The sequence below is a fragment of the Botryobacter ruber genome, assembly GCF_003347595.2.
In the GTDB taxonomy this organism is placed as follows: Bacteria; Bacteroidota; Bacteroidia; order Cytophagales; family Hymenobacteraceae; genus Pontibacter; species Pontibacter ruber_A.
Window position 1 is genome coordinate 68,515 of record NZ_QCZK02000040.1, and the last position, 17,649, is coordinate 86,163.

Sequence of the window (17,649 nt, forward strand, 5' to 3'; positions counted from 1 at the left end):
TGCTTCAAAAGTACAGACTTTTTTGCAATGCCAAAATTTTATTGCAGACTCACCCTTACTTGTACCCCACCTTCCGATACAGCATTACGGAACGAGGTTGATATTTTAGGGTCAGATACTGTGCGCAGCAAATAAAACTGCAGGTTGATGCGCTGGCTCAGCACATAGTCGATGGTAGGCCGCAGCTGCAGTTGCTTGGTACCGTTCGTAATCTGGTTCTGGCTTGTTTCCACGCCCTGGTCGTCGCGGGCAATAGCCCGTTGTACCGTCTGGTTGTCGCGTACCGAGAAGTCCAGCCGGGCGGTAAGCTCATTTTCCAGCGTTCTGCGCTCTCCGCCAATCCTGAACGGAATACGGAAGTTGGAGGTTGTGTAGCCGAAGCCAATTACATAGTCCTTTACATTCGACTCCGTTACCTGGGCATTGGTCAGGTTCAGCGACAGGTTACGCTCCATCTTATACTCGATATTACCGGTGAAGTTGGTCTTGGTCCTGAAGTTAACTCCAATCAGCGGCGCCATTCGCTCTATAACCGTTACCTGGCTTACAATGTAATACGGCACCAGCTGCCCCAGCTCATTCCGGCTGGTCGGGAACCCGTCTGGCTCCTGGTTATAATTAAGCGAGGTGGTAAAGCTGGTGATGTTGTAGGTAGAGCTGTAAGCATGTTTCAGCGCAACCTGGCTAAACCAACGCTGGAAAAATGGCAGCTGCGACAGCCCATTGTAGTTCACGTTCCAGTTCGGAATAGGCAAACGGTCGAATGGTTTGGTCGGCTCTGCCTCGTACCCGTTTACATCGCGGCCCTGGTAGGCGTAGTTAAAGGCATCCATCAGTACGGTCTGCGAGTTCGGGGTATAGCCACTAGCACCTGCCGCCGGATATGCCTCGGTCAGCTTTTGCTGTATGGCATGCCTGTGCCGGATAAAGGCTTCGAATGCCTCCGATCTGCCGCTGCCATTCCCTTCGAAGAAGGTACCCAACGCTAAATAAGATGTACTGAAGGAGCCGTTGTTGATGGGGTTCTGACGCTGGTTAATGTCGCCGATGTCGCCAAAATCATCAAACTCTTTCCGGTAAAACACTTCTTCAATTTTAGAGAGATTCCGCCGTACATCTACCTGTATGTTAAAAGTCTTGAACGGTTCCAGGTTGGCCCGGGCTGTAAATGTTTCGGTGCGCATCGCGCTGAACGGCGTATTCAGGTACTGGCTGCTGTCGGTGTACCAGCCGTTGCTGTACACCCTGTTGTAAAGCTCATCCAGGTCGTACTGCTGGCCCAGCACAAACGGCACACCCGGCGCCTCAAAGCCCTGGTCCAGGCCAAAGAACCTGGTGGAAGGCAGGTAGCCCGGTATCAGCGTACCCTCGTTCTGCTGGTAGCTGAAATTCAGGGAACGGGTCATCATCAGGAAACTGGCCAGCGATTTGGCAAACTTCAGTTCCCGCTTCGGCTTCTGGTCGGTGGTATCTCCGGGAACAGGTTTTGGCGGTGGCGTCGGACGGCCTTGCGGTGCAGGTGTGTTGGCCTCTTTCAGGAATTTCACCTTATTATAAAGCTTCACCATGTCTACCCGGCCCTGTACGCTGATCTCGGTACTGTTCTCTGCGGTGTTTCCTAACCTGAAATTGGCCGCCTGGTTCAGGGCCGTAGAGCCCGCCGTCCAGGTGTAGGTGGTGGCATAGCGGGTTTCGGCTCCCAGCCAGTCGGTAAGCGGGAACTTGTCCAGTGGCAGCTTGTAGTTCAGGGCGATGGTCTGGTTGAAGTTCGTGTTACGGCCACCGCTCTTCAGGTTGTCCCAGATCACTTCATTTTTGTACTGCAGCGAATCTATGTTTTTGTTGATGCGGTAATCGGGCTCATCTACCACCGAACGGTTTGTTGCCGTATAGTCCAGCGCCAGGTTTTTGCTGATATCCCACCGCATGTCATAAACCCGGTTAAAGAAGAAATACTTCTGGAAAGTTGGCTCTATGCCACGGGTCGTGATAAGGCCGCTACCCGGATCGCGGCGCTGCAGGAATGTTTCGTTATAGCGCCTGTCCAGGTCGGCCCGGAAAGCAAACCGGCTTGGCAGCGGCGTAAAGTTCAGGTCCTTGATCAGGCGCAGGTACGGCGACTTCAGCGACTCGGTTTTTGCAAAAGGTTCAAAGGCTTTTGGTGTGGTCGTGTAATTATAGGCCACGGCACCGTTGTAGGTCTTGGTATAATCACGGTCTGTCTCGATGTTGGTAAACAGCCGCTCGGCATAGGAATACGAAAGCGCAAAGTTCTCTATGTCGTAGGGTTTAACTTTATCATCTGGGTCTGTCCTTTCTTTCCGGACGTTTAACAGGCTGATGCTCTTGCGGGTCTCCTGCGTCGTCACCTCTTTCCGGTATTCCCGTCGTTCATCAGCATTATCGAACCTGTCCAGCGATTGTTCCAGCGGCACGTCTTTATCGAGCGGGTCGAACTGCGGCTCACTGTTCAGGGTGCCGTACTGCACCGACAGCGGCACCTTAATACCGAGCTTCTCGGGCAGGAATTTGTCGGCAACTATGTTGGCGCTTACGTCAAAAACAGCCGTATTCTCGCGGGCACGCTGGGCAATCTTCTGCTGCAGCGCACCAAAACCAACCGTCGTGTAGCTACCCGTGGCGGTGAGGTTGGCAAAGTCGGCCAGTTTGGTATTGAGGCGTGCGTTGGCGGCCCAGCCTGTCTGGTTCCGGAAGTCGGTTACGCGCAGCTCATCAAACCACACGCACACAGAATGCGACCTGCCGTCGTCGTTTGTTTTTTTAGGGTTGCGAATACCAATCATCACACTCTGCACCTCGCTGAAATCGGGGTTACCCACTACCCGTATGATTTTGCCATTGGGAAGTACCACCTCGTAAGGCTGCCTTAGATTAAAGCCGCTAATCTTGTTGCGGGCTACTTTGGCATTGATCAAATCTTCGATGGCGATATCGATCTGGTTTTGTGCCGGCCAGATGGCATCGGGTGAGGTACTGCCCTGGCTGGTAATCTTTAACGGCACCCTGTACTCATAGAAGTTCTGCGTATAGTCCGTTCCTATCCGGATAAAGGCTTCCACATCGTCGTCACCTGTGCCCGGATTGCTCGTCTGGGCATGAATAAACATTTTCAGGCGCTTATAAATAAGCATGTCCAGGGTCAGGTTTTTGTAAACGGCTTTCGCAAAGGAATCTTTCAGGTCTTCCACGCACAACTGCAGCGACTGCTCGTTCTGGCGGCGATCGTTTGTAGAGGCATAATCGCGCAGGCGCTCAATGCCCGGCGGCACCACGTACGGGATCACACCATCCACGGGCTGGCTGTTTTCTTCCACGTTCACGGTAGACACGGTAAACGTACGGGCATCGTCGGTACAGGTCAGGCAGGGGCTGCCATCGTTGATAGGCTGCAGGAAGGTGCGCCACTGGTTGGCTACGAACTGGAACTGCAGGAATCGCAGCACTACCGGCTCTGCAAACTGGGTCAGGTACATGCGCATGAACCGGATGGACTTAAAGCCGCTGATGTTTCCCACGTTTCCTGTAGGCTGGCGCACCGGTATCCGGAACTGGTACCAGTTTACTTCATCTCCAAACTTATCAGGATGTGTAATTTTATCTACGATATAGTTCTGCCCTACTTCCAGTTGCCCCGGCTTCAGGTTAATCTTATATTCATAATACTGCTCCAGGTCGCTTACGATGTTATCGCGGTTCAGGTCTTCTTTATCCGGGAAGGCGTAGTTGGAGAAGCGGCTGTTGGTGGGCGAGTTATTCTCCATGCCGTTAAAGTTTTTGTAGCGCATCAGGATACCTGCATTCTGCTGGTCGTATACTCCGGCAAGGTGGTGCAGGAAGTTATCGGCAGAAGGGTCGTCGGCTACGGTTTGCGGCACGGCACCGGGAATCAGGTTCAGGAAACTGCCGCTGAAGAAGCTTCGCTCATCGGCATCATTCAACCCGTCCAGGCCAATGTCCTGCAGCTGACGGCCACCTTCCACTCCTGTAAAGGCATCGGTCAGGAACTGCTGCGTGGTTACCCTGCCCCAGATGGTTTCCTGCAGGTTCTGTACATCGGTAGGTGAGGCAGGCAAACCATTTTCGAACGCATAGCGGTTATCTTTCAGGATATCTTCCGATACGTTGCCCAGGTTCAGCACCAGCTCTCCCCCCTCGTTGTTCATAATCTGGTTTCCGAACTCATCTTTCCGGCCATTCGGCCCGGTGATGAACGGATCCATCATCCAGAACTCGATGTACTCGATGTTGGCATTGTCGAAATCGGTATCGAAGGTGATGTCGCGGCTGATACCGCCCCAGTTGTTGCGCGGGTCTCCGGCTAACCTGCCCTGGGTGTCCAGGTTCGGGTTGTAGTTGTACTGGCCACGGTCGCGTGGGTAGTACGCCAGGTCAAACGGATATTCAAAGGTATTGGCAATCTGCGGATCGCGGCCCGGGAATACTTCGTCACGCGGGATACCCCGCACGTAATGGTTTTTTATCTCTTCGGCGGTTATGTTGGCCGGACGCAGGTTGTCGCCCTTGCGGTAGAAAATCTGGTCGACGGTGTACCAGGCCAGTTTTGCCCTGTTGTAGGAATATGCCAGGCCTTCGCCCGATACCAGGGGCGTCGGTGTGGCGGCCAGGCGCCAGCTGGCATTGTTAAAACCGCCCAGGCTGTAAGGCGTTTCGGCTCCTTCAAAATCATCCACATACGAAGTACCGTCTTCGTTTACCGGCGACTTGGTTGCAGAAGGCACCAGTTGAGCAAATTCACCGCTGAACGTAACGCTGGAGGGCGCTTTTGTCTGGATGAGCGGAATACGGTCGGTGAGCTTGGTCAGGAAACGAGACTCTTTGGTCAGGTTTACATCAAGGCCATAGATGGTGTTGTTACTCGGCTCGTCGCCAATGCTCACGCGGTTGATGTACGGCTGCTCCTGCAAGTGCAGGACGGTTGCGCCCAGGTTAAGATCTTCGGAAACACGGTAATCGAAGCGGGCACCCAGTAATGAGCGTGGCTGAATGTTTAACAGCTCTGCTTTCTCGAAGTTTACTTTCAGGTCGCTGGCGGAGCTGATGTAGCTTGGGTTCAGGATTTTGATGCGCCCCAGGTCGTAGAACACCTGGTAATCAGTTCCTTCCACCAGCCGTGTTCCGCCAGAGTATACCGACACGGAACCTTCCGCTATCCGGAAACCGGGAAGCATGATTTCGTCGGTAGACGAAGCTTTGAAACGTCCTTTCAGGAAGAACTTGGCTTTGGTCGTAATCTGCTGGGCGTCTGTCTGCGTCAGGTCATAGAGTTCCTGGTACACATACCGGTCCACCAGTTCAGGGTTGGCGCCCAGCTTTTCAGCCAGGTAATCTCCAAACGGCTCTACCTCCGGGAAAAAGATGTTCCCGGTTTCGGGGTCGATGGTGATACCTGGCAAAAAGTCGAAGTTACCGTCGCGGGGTTTGTCGTTGTTGGTGTTTACGTTGTCCAGGTTGAGCACCTCTATCAGCGGAACATTCTGAATCGGGCTTGGCTCTTTTAAGCTGGTAATGTCTACACCGGTTTCATCGTCTTTGTAAATGATCTGCAGCTGGAAATTCTCGCGGCTCAGCTGGCTGGCGTCCAGGCGGTATACGTTCTTCATCATCAGGTCCCAGGTCGGGTACTCTAACGACGGGTTCGTTGCCCGCAGCAATTTCATATGGATGACCTGCTCATCCTGCAGGTTCTGGTAATCTTCCATCAGCTCCCCTACTTTATAGGTTTTGCCGTTGTAGGTATACTCGAAGGCCACACCCAGCACCTGGTCGGGCAGGAGCGGTGTGGTAAGGGAGATGTAGCCCAGCTGCGGGTTGAACTTGTATTCGCGCGGGTCCATTTTACGGGCTCGCACATGCTCAAAATCGATCGCTTTCTGTAAGCCAAGGCTGCGGAGGTAATCGGCTATGGTGTTGTTGTTGCGCTGGGAAGAAACCTGGCTGTAGAGCGAGTTCACATCGTTGGCTGCAGGCGCATTCGGGCGCTGCTGAAACTGGTCGCGGTACGGGTCCGGTTCGCCTAAGTCCATATAGGCTACCATGTTGCGCAGATTTTCGGTAGAGCGGTTGTTGTTGGTTACATACAGCTCCAGTCGCCGGATCACGATGCCTGAGTTTACGAGCGGCAGGTTTTTAAGGGTGTTGTTGTAGCGGCCCCGGAAAAACTGCGACAGGAAGAAGTGTCGGTTGTTGTCGTACTGGTCTACCCGGATTTCGAAAGGTTTGTTCTGCGCCCCGTTCTGCACAATGATCTCGTCGTTCCGGCCCCGTACGTTGGAGGCGATGGCTGTTACGCCCAGTCGCCCGAACTGCATCTGGGTTTTAATACCAAACAAATTCTGCGCACCGGTTATCAAAGAGTTGTTCAGCGGCAGGCTCACGTTACCGGCTTCTATTTTCCGGATAATCTCTTCTTCGTAACCAGTGTAGTCCAGCTTCATGTTGTTTTCGAAGTCGAAGTTGGCGTTGTTGTCCCAGTTAAAGTTGAGCCGCATTTTTTCGCCGATCTTGCCTACCAGGTTAAGCGAAATGTTCTGGTCGAAATCGAAATCGCCGGTGCGTTGCTGCCGGAGCGGTATGGCCGGGTTGGAGTTACGGTTGAAGCGGGCGCCAAACTTCAGGTTTACATTACCGTTTGGCTGGATGTCCACGAAATTACCACCGAAGATCCTGTCGAAGATCGGGCTGATGTAGATCTTAGGCACCAGGCGGCGGCCGCTTACCACGCTCTCGCCATCCAGGCCGGCAGATTTGGAGCGCCAGTAATCGCGGATGGCCTGCCGTTGCTGCCACTCCGAATACTCCTGCAACGACATGGAAGAAGGCACACGGTAATCAATATCCCCTATCGTCTCATTAATATTATACTGCTGCAGGCTGTCGTCGAGCTCCATTTGCATTTCCAGGTTGCTCGGCTGCCCGAGCAGCAGGGGCGACGACTGCGGACGCGTACTGAAAGGGTTGCCGCGCCTGTCGCGGGGAACGAAGGTAGGGCGGCGGCTTGGCAGGTACTTCTCGAGTTTGGCAGAATCTGTTCTGGCTGTATCCTGTGGCAGAAAGTACTGAAAAGCAGAAAACTTGGTTCGGGTACGCGCATGTAATTCCTCCGCCAGCGTCCACCACGCCAGCAAAGATATAGTAGCAACCGTTGCAAAAAGCAGGTTGTTCTTTTTACTGTTCCGGATCAAATCAGGTAAATATCTAAGACGATTTTAATGCAAACTTAATCAGCTCTTCAACGCTTAAGGTGCTACCCTCACGCTTGATGATGGCATCGAGGGTTTTCTCCGCCACATTCTTCGCAAACCCAAGTGTAACTAAAGCAGATAACGCTTCGGCCCGGTTTGTATTGTGTGCCGCAGCAGGCGCAGCAGCATCTGCCAGCAGGGCTTCTTTCTTTATTTTATCTTTCAGTTCCAGGATGATACGCTGGGCTGTTTTGGCGCCAATTCCCTTTACATGCTGTATGGTGCGCACATCTTCGCGCACAATCGCCTGCTGGATTTCCTCTACCGAAAGCGACGACAAAATCATCAGGCCGGTATTGGGGCCAACCCCTGAAATAGAGATAAGATGTAAAAATGTCTCTTTTTCGGCTGATGTGGAAAAGCCATACAAGGTATGGGCATCTTCCTTGATGTGCAGGTAGGTTTGCAGCCTGCAGCGCTCGCCAGCCGGCAAAGCGGAATAAGTACTTAAGGGGATCCTGATCTGGTAGCCTACGCCATTAACATCAATAATCACGTAGGATGGATCTTTGTAGGCAAGTTTACCGTCTATGTAAGCTATCATTTATTTTATATTCGCCTGTAATGATTCTGTGCATCTACAACAGCTATCGATACCATGTTAATGATTTCGCGGATAGAGCTGCCTAGCTGCAGGATGTGTACCGGTTTGCGCATTCCCATCAGGATGGGCCCGATTACCTCTGCGCCTCCAATTTCCGCCAGCACTTTGTAGGCGATGTTGCCCGAGGTAAGGGTTGGGAAGACGAGGGTGTTGGCACCTTTTTCGGCCAGTTCGCTGAACGGATACAACTCCCGCAGCAGATCGCGGTTAAGAGCGGTGTTGGCCTGCATCTCGCCATCGAGTAACAGGTCCGGGTAGCGCTGTTTGGCTTTGCGCACCGCCTCCGCTGCTTTTTGCGGAATTTCGCCCCGCACCGAGCCGAAGTTGGAATAGGACAGCATGGCAATGCGTGGCTCCGTATCGAAAAAGCGGACGGCACGGGCGGTCAGGCCGATAATATCTACCAGCTCGTCTGCTGTCGGGTTTACGTTTACTGTGGTATCGGCAAAGAAGTAAGGCTCTTTCTTGTTCAGAACGATGTACATACCGGCCACTTTGTTGATACCGTCTTCCACACCAATTACCTGCAGGGCAGGCAGTATGGTTTTGGAGTAATCCCTGGTGAGACCGGAAATGAGGGCATCGGCTTCGCCGGTTTCCAGCATCAGGCTGCCAAAGTAGTTGCGGTCGCGCAACAGGCGGCGGGAATCGGAAAGCGTAAGGCCTTTGCGCTGCCGCATCTTGTAGAGCAACTGGGCAAACTCTTCGGTTCGGGCAGTCTCTTCAGCCGGATCGATGATGGTGCACTCGCTCAGGTCGAGGTTGTGTTCTTCTACAATGGCATTGATCTGCTTGCGGTCGCCGAGTAAGATTGGTTTGGCAATGCGCTGTTCCTGCAGGGTCTGCGCCGCCTTCAAAATCTTGTAATGGTCTGCCTCGGTAAATACTACCCGCTGCGGATCTTTCTTCGCCTGGTTGGTAATGCGCGTCATCAGTTTCTGGTCGATGCCGATGCGCTCGTGCAGTTCCTGCTCGTACTCTTCCCAGTTCACGATCGGTCGGCTGGCTACACCACTCTCCATAGCTGCTTTGGCCACTGCCGGCGATATGGTGGTAATCAGGCGCGGGTCCAGCGGCTTCGGGATCAGGTAGAACCGTCCGAAGGAGATGGTGTGGTCGCTATAGGCTTTGTGCACGATCTCGGGTACGGGTTCTTTGGCAAGCGAAGCCAGCGCACGCACGGCAGCCAGTTTCATGGCTTCGTTTATTTCGGTGGCCCGCACATCCAGCGCTCCCCTGAAGATGTAAGGGAAACCCAGCACGTTGTTCACCTGGTTCGGATGGTCGGAACGGCCGGTGGCCATAATAAGATCTTCGCGCGTAGCCATAGCTACATCGTAAGGAATTTCGGGATCGGGATTTGCCAGTGCAAAAATGATCGGGTTGGGCGCCATCCGTTTTACCAGCTCCGGGTCCAGCACGTTGCCTGCCGACAAGCCGACAAACACATCGGCGCCCTCCATGGCTTCTGCCAGGGTGCTGATGTTACGGGTGGTCACAAACTGCGACTGGAAAACATCCAGGTCGTCGCGCTCCGGGCTGATGATGCCGTTTTTATCAAACATCACCAGGTTGTCGAGGCGCAGGCCCAGTTCTACATACAGTTTGGTACAGGCGATGGCGGCGGCTCCGGCACCGTTCATCACGAGCTTTATGTCTTCAATCTTCTTTTCTGCCAGTTCCAGTGCATTCAGCAACGCGGCAGCTGAGATGATGGCGGTGCCGTGCTGGTCGTCGTGCATCACCGGGATGTTCATCTGGTCCTTGAGGGCATTTTCGATCTTGAAGCTTTCGGGCGCTTTTATGTCTTCCAGGTTTATTCCTCCGAAGGTTGGCTCCAGCGACTTCACAATCCGGATAAACTCATCGGGGTCGGTACAGTCTATTTCGATATCAAACACATCAATGCCGGCAAACTTTTTAAAGAGGACCCCTTTTCCTTCCATGACCGGTTTAGAAGCATCCGGACCAATATTGCCTAAGCCCAGCACAGCCGTACCATTTGAGATAACCCCTACCAGGTTTCCTTTAGCGGTGTACTTGTAGGCATTGTCTTTATCTGCTGCTATCTCTTTACAGGGTTCAGCCACACCCGGCGAATAGGCCAGCGCCAGGTCATGCTGGGTGCTTAACATTTTGGTTGGAACAACTTCTATTTTACCAGGCTGCTGCAGCATGTGGTAGTTGAGGGCGTCTTGTTTGTTAACTTTAATCATAGTAAGCAATTAGTGTGTCAGGCGCTTTAAGGGTACTTGTTACAAAGGACAGACGCAGTGCTGCCATGTCTTATGCCCAATTTCCTAAGAATTCAGCATTTACCAAACAATAGCAGGCAAAGATACGGCGTCTTCATCCTTTAATTCTTATAAAATTTCCTTTTTTTGGCATTTAGCTCCTTATTTCTGCAGCTAACACCGGTTAGCACCGGTAGTACCCTGTTAGCGGCAACAAATCCTTCCGCTGCTGCGGGTGCATTTTTTCCCGAAACAGCAGAAACTGTTAGCATGAACGGCAACAGGTGCAGCAATGTTGGTCGAAAATACTTATTTCTGAACCAGCCGGAAATTATTTAACCGAAGCGCAACAGCCGCAGCCTGGCCCAAAACCTGAAATAAAGGAGCAGTGGGTGTGGAGACGGGTGCTGCAGATGAAAAAAAGAGGCATTCTGAAGCCTGAAGCGTGCCGGGATGCAGTGTGCTGGCAACATTACCTGCGCTCCTCCCGCTGCTTAACACAAGATAACCCGGGACGCTCCTTTTGGGCATGCGCAGGATTTGCTGCCCCTGCCACCACAGCCTTTGCTGCTGAAAACCTTACGCCCGGATGCGCTAAAATAAGATCAACGCTGAATAAGAGCGACTGGAACGGTAACCGGTACCAGAAAGCCATAGCCCCGATAGCAACGTTCACCCTTGATTTTGTGCCGTTCAGCGGCAAAACAGATATATTCACCAACTAAGCAGAAACAACACAAAAAAATACCATTTAAGCACCAACAGGCAGCGCCGGTCCGCGTAAACATAACTAAACCATTACCGGGTACAGAAACAAGCACGCAACCAATTTACAATCAGTCACTTTACCCGAAACCTTCGACCTCCCAACCAGCGACACACACGCCTGATAACCGGATAAGTTATCGCGTCGCCGGCATAGTAGAACTATTGCAGTTGTCTCAGAATTTTTAAATACACCAATAAAGATATCCCTTATGAAAGTCGTTATGCTCTTACTCGCCATGCTGCTGATGTTTGCAGGAATATTAAAGAAAACAGCCGACGATGTGCAGGAAATTGCTGCCAGAACGGAAATGAAACAGTACATGCAACAATACCCCAACCTGTTACCAGAGTTTGAGGTAGTTGCCAAACGCTTGCCGAATACCTGATTACTCCGGGCGTTTCGCCCGCGTGCCATTAGTCGGAATAAAACTATGAGAACACGCTGGCAAGCGGAGGCAGCTGTATGTTTCAGCACCTGACTGGCAGACAAGTCCCAGTCTATGGTACGCTATAGACTGGGCAAACATACCTTTACACCAGACCTGCTGATGTTACAACACCGGCAGGCAAAAACTGCATTGCACCAACAGCAGCTACAGGATGTTGTTTATCTGCTCTTTTATCTTCTCCAGTTCTTCCTTCATCTCCACCACATAATGCTGAATAGTCGCATCGTTGGCCTTGGAGCCGATCGTGTTTATTTCGCGCCCGATTTCCTGCGCTATAAAACCTAGTTTTTTCCCGGTTGGCTCGGGCAGGTACACCGTTTCGGTGAAGTAGTGCAGGTGGTTGATGAGCCGTACTTTTTCTTCGGCAATATCGAGTTTCTCCATAAAATAGACCATCTCCTGCTCAAACCGGTTCTGGTCGAAACTTTCGGAGCTTTCTATTTCGGTCAGGTGTGTTTTGATGCGGTTGCGGATATGCTCCATGCGCTCCGGGTCGCGCTTCTCTATTTCGGCCAGTAAAATCCGGATGCGGTCGATGTACGACACCACTTCGGCGGTCAGCGCTTTGCCTTCGTCGGTCCTGAACGTGTTGATGCTCTCGATGGCTTCCTGCACCAGCGGCTGTATCGCCTGCCAGGCGGCAGCGCTACCTTCGTCCTCGCCCTGGCTTTGCTGCAGCACATCGGGCATGTGCAGGGCCAGGCGAAAGAGCTCGTCTTTGGAGCTTCCCAGCGCATTTGCTACTTCTTCGAACTCGCGGTAATAAGCCTGCAGCAACTCTTTGTTGATGCTGCTTTTTGCCTGCTGCGCCTGGTTTCGGGTATAATCGATGCAAATACTCACTTTGCCGCGCACCAGTGCCTTTGTCAGCATATTCCGGATTTCGTATTCATGCTCGTTTATAAAGCGGGGCAATCGTACGCTCAAATCCATTCCTTTGGAATTGAGCGATCTGATTTCCACGGCAATGGTTACCTGGTCTGTATCTAGGCGGGCACTGCCAAAGCCTGTCATGGACTGCAACATAAGCTATTTTCAAAATGATGTTCTGGCAAATTAAGTATAATTATTTTCATTTTTCAGCCTCCTACCCTATTAATACTGTTTTCGCTGGAAATTAGGTATAACGTCCTGTTCTTTTTTAAGAAAAACCTTTGTTAAACAAGGAGCAGTGGCTGTGGTGGCAGGGGCAGCAGAACTTATTCAGCAATAAAAGCGCTGACAAATTCTTCTGCATCAAAAAAATACCTACTTTTGCACCCACAATGATATACTCTGTTCCATTTATAGCCGTCACGCCACCGTGACCATTTCGTAACCTGGCCTCCTCTGGCCCAGGCACCTGCTGTATCCTGATCCTATTTTAATTATACACGCTGCTGCCAGTGTGTACAGATCCGTTATGTTTCTGTGGCACCTGTGTAGCATCCACCTCACGTCAGTTATTTTATTTAAGCATGAAGCCATTATTACGTCTTTTTGATTTTAGCCGGAAGGTTGAATACAGAATTGAAATTTTAGCCGGGCTCACGGTTGCCATGACCATGATCCCGGAATCGCTGTCCTTTGCCATATTAGCAGGGTTTCCGCCACTGGTTGGCTTGTACGCTGCTTTTATCATGGGCTTGGTTACGGCAGTGCTGGGCGGCAGGCCGGGCATGATCTCGGGTGGCGCAGGCGCTACGGCCGTTGTACTGATCGCCTTGATGCAGTCGCACGGGCTGGAATATGTGTTTGCGGCAGTGGCCCTGGCTGGTGTTTTACAGATCTTGGTCGGCGTATTTAAGCTGGGCAAGTTCATACGCCTGGTGCCGCAGCCCGTGATGTATGGGTTTGTAAACGGGTTAGCGGTAATCATATTTATGGCGCAGTTTGAGCAGTTCAAAACTGTTGTAAACGGCGAAGTTACCTGGCTCAGCGGCACCCCTTTACTTATTATGGCCGGACTGGTAGCCTTAACCATTGCTATTATTGTGGTTATGCCCAAAATAACCAAAGCCATCCCGCCTTCGCTGGCAGCCATTATTGTGGTGTTCGGTCTTGTGCTGGGCTTCGGGATTGATACGAAAATTGTTCGCGATATTGCTGCTGTGAGCGGCGGTTTACCTCCTTTCCATATCCCGGAAGTACCACTCACGCTGGAGATGCTGCAGGTTATTTTTCCGTATGCCCTGATTATGGCTGGCGTGGGCTTAACCGAAAGTTTATTAACCCTGAACCTGGTAGACGAAATTACGAGCACCAGGGGCAATGGCAACCGGGAAAGTGTTGCCCAGGGAAGCGCTAACTTACTCAATGGTTTCTTCTTTGGCATGGGCGGTTGCGCCATGATTGCGCAGACCCTGGTAAACCTTTCTGCTGGCGCCAGGGCACGTGTTGCCGGTATAGTTGCGGCTTTAACCATCCTGGCTATTATCCTGGTTGGGGCTCCGGTAATTGAGCGGGTACCGATGGCCGCGTTAACAGGCGTTATGATTATGGTAGCGATCGGTACGTTCGAGTGGATCAGCATCCGGATCGTCAATAAAATGCCGAAGCAGGATGTGTTCGTCGGTATTCTGGTTGCCGTCATCACCGTCTGGCTGCACAACCTGGCTCTCGCTGTGCTGATTGGCGTGATCATTTCGGCGTTGGTTTTTGCCTGGGAGAGCGCCAAGCGCATCCGGGCCAGAAAGTATACCGATGCGCATGGTGTTAAACATTACGAACTTTATGGCCCGCTGTTCTTTGGCTCTGTTACCGCTTTTACCGAAAAGTTTGATGTTCAAAACGACCCGAAGGAGGTAATCATAGACTTTAAAGATAGCCGGGTGGCCGACATGTCGGGCATTGATGCGCTGAACAAGCTGACGGAGCGTTACCAGAAAGCAGGCAAAAAACTGCACCTGAAGCACCTGAGCCCTGACTGCCTGCTGCTGCTTAAAAATGCCGAAGAGGTGATCGATGTAAATATCCTGGAAGACCCGCAGTACGCGGTTGTATCGGACAGGCTGGCGTAGGTCGTGCAGTTGAGATAAAACAGCAGCGGCTCCTGAAGATGATTCGGGAGCCGCTGCTGGTTTTAGGTGAAATGAAGTTTTTTAAGCGGTTAGAAATAGTACTACCTGACTCGCTGGGTTAAACCTCATTATATTTTGATATTTAAAAGAAATAAATTGACCAAAAAGCTTCAAAATCAAATTACATACTATGTAAATGATTCTATAATTATAAATTATAATAAATCACCCTCTCCTTCAACTTCAATAAGTAGTTCCGGATTGTTAAAATGAAAAGAAATTTTCGTTATTTGTTCAGATTCAAAATACCATGCTACCATGTATGGTTCACCTGAATATAAGAAATTGTCATAATCAGTTATTCCAATTATCTCCCTTGCCCAGACCATTCCTTGAGAGTCTCCTTTCTGTTCTCTAACTGTTCTCACATGAGCCCATCTGTCTGCCATGGTAAATGAAGAGTCTAATTTAAACCGTTGCGCCACATAGTCGCTTAACCTGCCAACAATTCCTAGTTGAACATCATATTTGTCCTTATCAATTAAGAAATCAATACTGTTTAATCCATCATAAAGCATTGCTGTGGTATCATCCTCAAAGACAGGACCGCCATCTATTTGTTTTCCACCCTCCCAAACTATAAATGAACTAGGCTTAAATGTTACAGCAATTTTATTTAAGCGCATAAGTGGTTGGAACTTATCGTAACTCATAAATACATTTTTTCTTTATAATTTTTTATATGGCACAAACGGATGGTGCTACCGATGGGCGAGGCGGAGCCGAGCATAAAGGCTGCACTACCCGTTTGTGCAGTGTTTTCTTTATTTTACTTTCAAATCCTTCAGTCCTGTGTAGCTACCTCTATACTTATAGGCATTTCCTATCTTTTCATTCATTGATTTTGTTTGCGGAACAAGTAATCTTACTTCAGCTTTATTTACCATATCTAATAATGTTATAACAGCATTTTTGTCAATAGCATAATTATAGGCACACTCATTACTGCAAAATATTTTATTCTTCAACCCTGGTATAGTCTTGTATAAGTAGTGATTTCCTTGAGGTTTATCTTTCGTAATATCAGAGAGGACCAAAGTGTAATCTGTAAAGTTTTTTGGCTTTACTCCAAATTGTCCCTTCTCTATCGTTGTTTTTACAATTTGTGAAGATTTATACTTATACTCATTTGAGCATTTAAAACTTGTATTACAGTATTCGCATACTTTTGAATTGAAGAATCTATCGTCCACTACTATAGGGAAAAATAGCTTATCAATTGGAATTTCAAATGCTGGATAGTTTAGAACTGATTCTGATAATAAACCATGATTTTCTCTCATCAACGTATCCACACATCTTTCAGAACAAATCAAATGTTGATTAATTCTTTTTACAGCAACAGCATACCTGCCCTTGAAGTAAGGTAAATTGTCAATGATAAAACTGTAATCTATATTTCCGCCATTCGATACATATACTACTTAATTATTATAATCTATATCTGCAATATCTGGATGCTGTAAATTAATAAAAACATTGACTACTCCAACAAACTTCATTTTGTCTAATGTTGTGGCTGTGCCACATATCTCACAATTTTTGTTTGTAGCTTTTTCTGGAGTTGATGACTTTGTACTATTGCCAAAGAGGTTTGATAAAAAAGACATAGATTAAAATATTATTTTTTATAAATTTAAATATTGCCCAACGATAGGATAAACGGAGTTATTCGGCTTATCTGCATTATGTACGGACGATCCAATCAACTCCTCAAGCATCAGAAACACCATTTACCCACAGCAAGATAAGGGAATATTCCAATAACACACGTTAGCTCTGAAAATATTTTTTTCGAACAACAGCTTGCCAGGGTGCAAGCAGAACAGATTTCCATCCAAACAGTAGTACTGCAGCTGCCACCACAGCCTTTGCTGCTCTAAAAGGCAATTCCACTGCTCAAAAAACCTCGCAGTGTGCGGAGCTCCTGCGAGTGTTTGGAGGTACTGGTTCAGACACTCGCAGGACCTGCGGACACTGCGAGGTCTTTCGGAGCAAGCTATCTGTCATTACAAGATTAAATAGGAGCAGAGGCTGTGGTGGCAGCTGCAGTAAATATTCTGAGAGGGGAAATGGGGAAAAAAAGCTTTTGAGGCTACTGCACCACCTTGTTTACCGCATCGATCATGGTAAACAGATCGCTGTAGTGGTGGTCGATGCGCTCGCCGCGTTTCCGGCCCAGGCGCACGATCACGAGCTCCTTTTCCGGCATCACCACAATGTACTGGCCCAGGATGCCGCGGGCGTAAAAGATGTCCTGGCCTTTGTAGTCGGGCAGGAGCCACCAGTGGTAGCCGTAAAAATCTGTTGTTTTGCCTTCGTCGGTGGGGAGGCCGCTGGGGCTGAGGGAAGCTTTCACATAGGCTGGGTCTACAATCGTGTCGCCGTGCCAGACGCCGTTGTGCAGGTACAGCTGCCCGATGCGGGCAAAGTCGCGGGCATTGGAAAAAAAGCAGCAGTAAGCCTTCTCGTTCCCGTCCGGGCGGTCTGTGCTCCAGGCGGCATCGTGTGCGGCGCCAATCCGGCGCCAGAGCTTTTCTTCGGCGTATTCGCTCAGGCTTTTACCGGTGGCGGCTTCCAGCACAAAGCTCAGCACCTGTGTGTCGCCGCTCTTGTAGCTGAACGATTGCCCGGGCGGCTCAACCGCCTGAAGCCGCCCGATGAGCTTTTTCAGGTTGGTGCCGTAGTAGGCCTCGGTGGTCATGGAGATGGGGCTGGTGTAGGTTTCGTCCCAGTTAAGCCCGGAACTCATGTAGAGCAGGTGCTTCAGTTTGATGGCAGCCTTGTCTCCTTCGGCAAACTCCGGCAGAAAATCGGACACCGGCTGCTCCAGGCTTTTGATTTTGCCTTCTTTCAGAGCTATTCCTACCAGTACGCTCACAATGCTCTTCGCCACCGAAAAAGAGTTGCTCAGCGAGGTCGCATCGTAGCTCTCCCAGTACTGCTCATGCAGCAACGAATCCTGCTTTACCACCAGGAAAGCAACCGACTCCAGTTGCCGGTGCTGCACTTCCAGTTCTTCCGGAAAGGTCAGGGTGTTGTAGTTTTTGGAAACAGGCCAGGGCGTTGCCGCTGCAGGCGCTTCTATTTTGCGCTGGTCAAAGATGCGGTAATCATCTATATCCGGGAAATTATAGCGCAGGGCCGTGTACACATAATTTTTGTCGGCAAAGTGCAGCCAGACGGCGGCAAGGCCCGCAACCAGAAGAAAAGCCAATCCGGTATTTCGTACTGCTTTACGGGCCATTCTTC

The 17,649-nt window shown here is 50.3% G+C and carries 11 protein-coding genes; 3 read left to right on the forward strand and 8 right to left on the reverse strand.

Annotation, left to right across the window (positions count from 1 at the left end):
- Positions 1 to 38: 38 nt before the first annotated feature.
- The 3 genes from sov to DCW36_RS12780 are packed head-to-tail and all read right to left on the reverse strand — an operon-like array spanning position 39 to position 10,103.
- Positions 39 to 7,223: a T9SS outer membrane translocon Sov/SprA gene (gene sov, locus DCW36_RS12770; protein WP_240676168.1), complete on the reverse strand. Its 7,185-nt coding sequence runs from the start codon at positions 7,221 to 7,223 to the stop codon at positions 39 to 41.
- Between the two features lie 13 nt (positions 7,224 to 7,236).
- Positions 7,237 to 7,827, reverse strand: coding sequence for a Holliday junction branch migration protein RuvA (ruvA, locus tag DCW36_RS12775; protein ID WP_114782735.1), 591 nt, complete (start codon positions 7,825 to 7,827; stop codon positions 7,237 to 7,239).
- Positions 7,828 to 7,832: 5 nt separating this feature from the next.
- A complete protein-coding gene (locus DCW36_RS12780) occupies positions 7,833 to 10,103 on the reverse strand; it encodes an NADP-dependent malic enzyme (protein ID WP_170312516.1) in 2,271 nt (756 codons plus the stop codon).
- A gap of 431 nt (positions 10,104 to 10,534) precedes the next feature.
- Between DCW36_RS12780 and DCW36_RS12785 the strand changes: the two genes are divergently transcribed.
- Positions 10,535 to 10,846, forward strand: a complete 312-nt coding sequence (locus DCW36_RS12785) for a hypothetical protein (RefSeq protein WP_128396973.1) — start codon at positions 10,535 to 10,537, stop codon at positions 10,844 to 10,846.
- Positions 10,847 to 11,098: 252 nt separating this feature from the next.
- Positions 11,099 to 11,275, forward strand: coding sequence for a hypothetical protein (locus DCW36_RS22600; protein WP_164891122.1), 177 nt, complete (start codon positions 11,099 to 11,101; stop codon positions 11,273 to 11,275).
- 207 nt (positions 11,276 to 11,482) lie between these two features.
- Here DCW36_RS22600 and DCW36_RS12790 read toward each other — a convergent pair whose 3' ends face one another.
- Positions 11,483 to 12,364: a YicC/YloC family endoribonuclease gene (locus DCW36_RS12790; RefSeq protein ID WP_114782736.1), complete on the reverse strand. Its 882-nt coding sequence runs from the start codon at positions 12,362 to 12,364 to the stop codon at positions 11,483 to 11,485.
- 431 nt (positions 12,365 to 12,795) lie between these two features.
- Here DCW36_RS12790 and DCW36_RS12795 point away from each other — a divergent pair, with 431 nt between their 5' ends.
- Positions 12,796 to 14,337 (forward strand): SulP family inorganic anion transporter, encoded by a 1,542-nt coding sequence (locus DCW36_RS12795; RefSeq protein ID WP_114782737.1) that lies wholly within the window; start codon positions 12,796 to 12,798, stop codon positions 14,335 to 14,337.
- Between the two features lie 215 nt (positions 14,338 to 14,552).
- On the opposite strand, the gene DCW36_RS12800 is transcribed toward DCW36_RS12795, so the two are convergent.
- The 4 genes from DCW36_RS12800 to DCW36_RS12815 all read right to left on the reverse strand — a co-directional run bounded on the left by DCW36_RS12800 (position 14,553) and on the right by DCW36_RS12815 (position 17,644).
- Positions 14,553 to 15,050, reverse strand: a complete 498-nt coding sequence (locus DCW36_RS12800; protein WP_114782738.1) for a hypothetical protein — start codon at positions 15,048 to 15,050, stop codon at positions 14,553 to 14,555.
- A gap of 111 nt (positions 15,051 to 15,161) precedes the next feature.
- Positions 15,162 to 15,683 (reverse strand): hypothetical protein, encoded by a 522-nt coding sequence (locus DCW36_RS12805; protein ID WP_128396974.1) that lies wholly within the window; start codon positions 15,681 to 15,683, stop codon positions 15,162 to 15,164.
- A 138-nt stretch (positions 15,684 to 15,821) separates the two neighbouring features.
- Entirely contained in the window at positions 15,822 to 16,007 is a 186-nt protein-coding gene (locus DCW36_RS12810) for a hypothetical protein (RefSeq protein ID WP_125185422.1), read from the reverse strand.
- A gap of 485 nt (positions 16,008 to 16,492) precedes the next feature.
- On the reverse strand, positions 16,493 to 17,644 hold the full coding sequence (locus tag DCW36_RS12815) for a serine hydrolase domain-containing protein (protein ID WP_114782739.1): 1,152 nt from the start codon (positions 17,642 to 17,644) through the stop codon (positions 16,493 to 16,495).
- Positions 17,645 to 17,649 lie beyond the last annotated feature (5 nt).

Coding starts and splice junctions, on each gene's coding strand:
- DCW36_RS12790 (WP_114782736.1), bottom strand. CDS start 12,364: ATGTTGCAGTCCATGACAGGCTTTGGCAGTGCCCGCCTAGATACAGAC.
- DCW36_RS12780 (WP_170312516.1), bottom strand. CDS start 10,103: ATGATTAAAGTTAACAAACAAGACGCCCTCAACTACCACATGCTGCAG.
- DCW36_RS22600 (WP_164891122.1), top strand. CDS start 11,099: ATGAAAGTCGTTATGCTCTTACTCGCCATGCTGCTGATGTTTGCAGGA.
- ruvA (WP_114782735.1), bottom strand. CDS start 7,827: ATGATAGCTTACATAGACGGTAAACTTGCCTACAAAGATCCATCCTAC.
- DCW36_RS12810 (WP_125185422.1), bottom strand. CDS start 16,007: ATGTCTTTTTTATCAAACCTCTTTGGCAATAGTACAAAGTCATCAACT.
- DCW36_RS12795 (WP_114782737.1), top strand. CDS start 12,796: ATGAAGCCATTATTACGTCTTTTTGATTTTAGCCGGAAGGTTGAATAC.
- DCW36_RS12785 (WP_128396973.1), top strand. CDS start 10,535: ATGAAAAAAAGAGGCATTCTGAAGCCTGAAGCGTGCCGGGATGCAGTG.
- DCW36_RS12815 (WP_114782739.1), bottom strand. CDS start 17,644: ATGGCCCGTAAAGCAGTACGAAATACCGGATTGGCTTTTCTTCTGGTT.
- DCW36_RS12800 (WP_114782738.1), bottom strand. CDS start 15,050: ATGAGTTACGATAAGTTCCAACCACTTATGCGCTTAAATAAAATTGCT.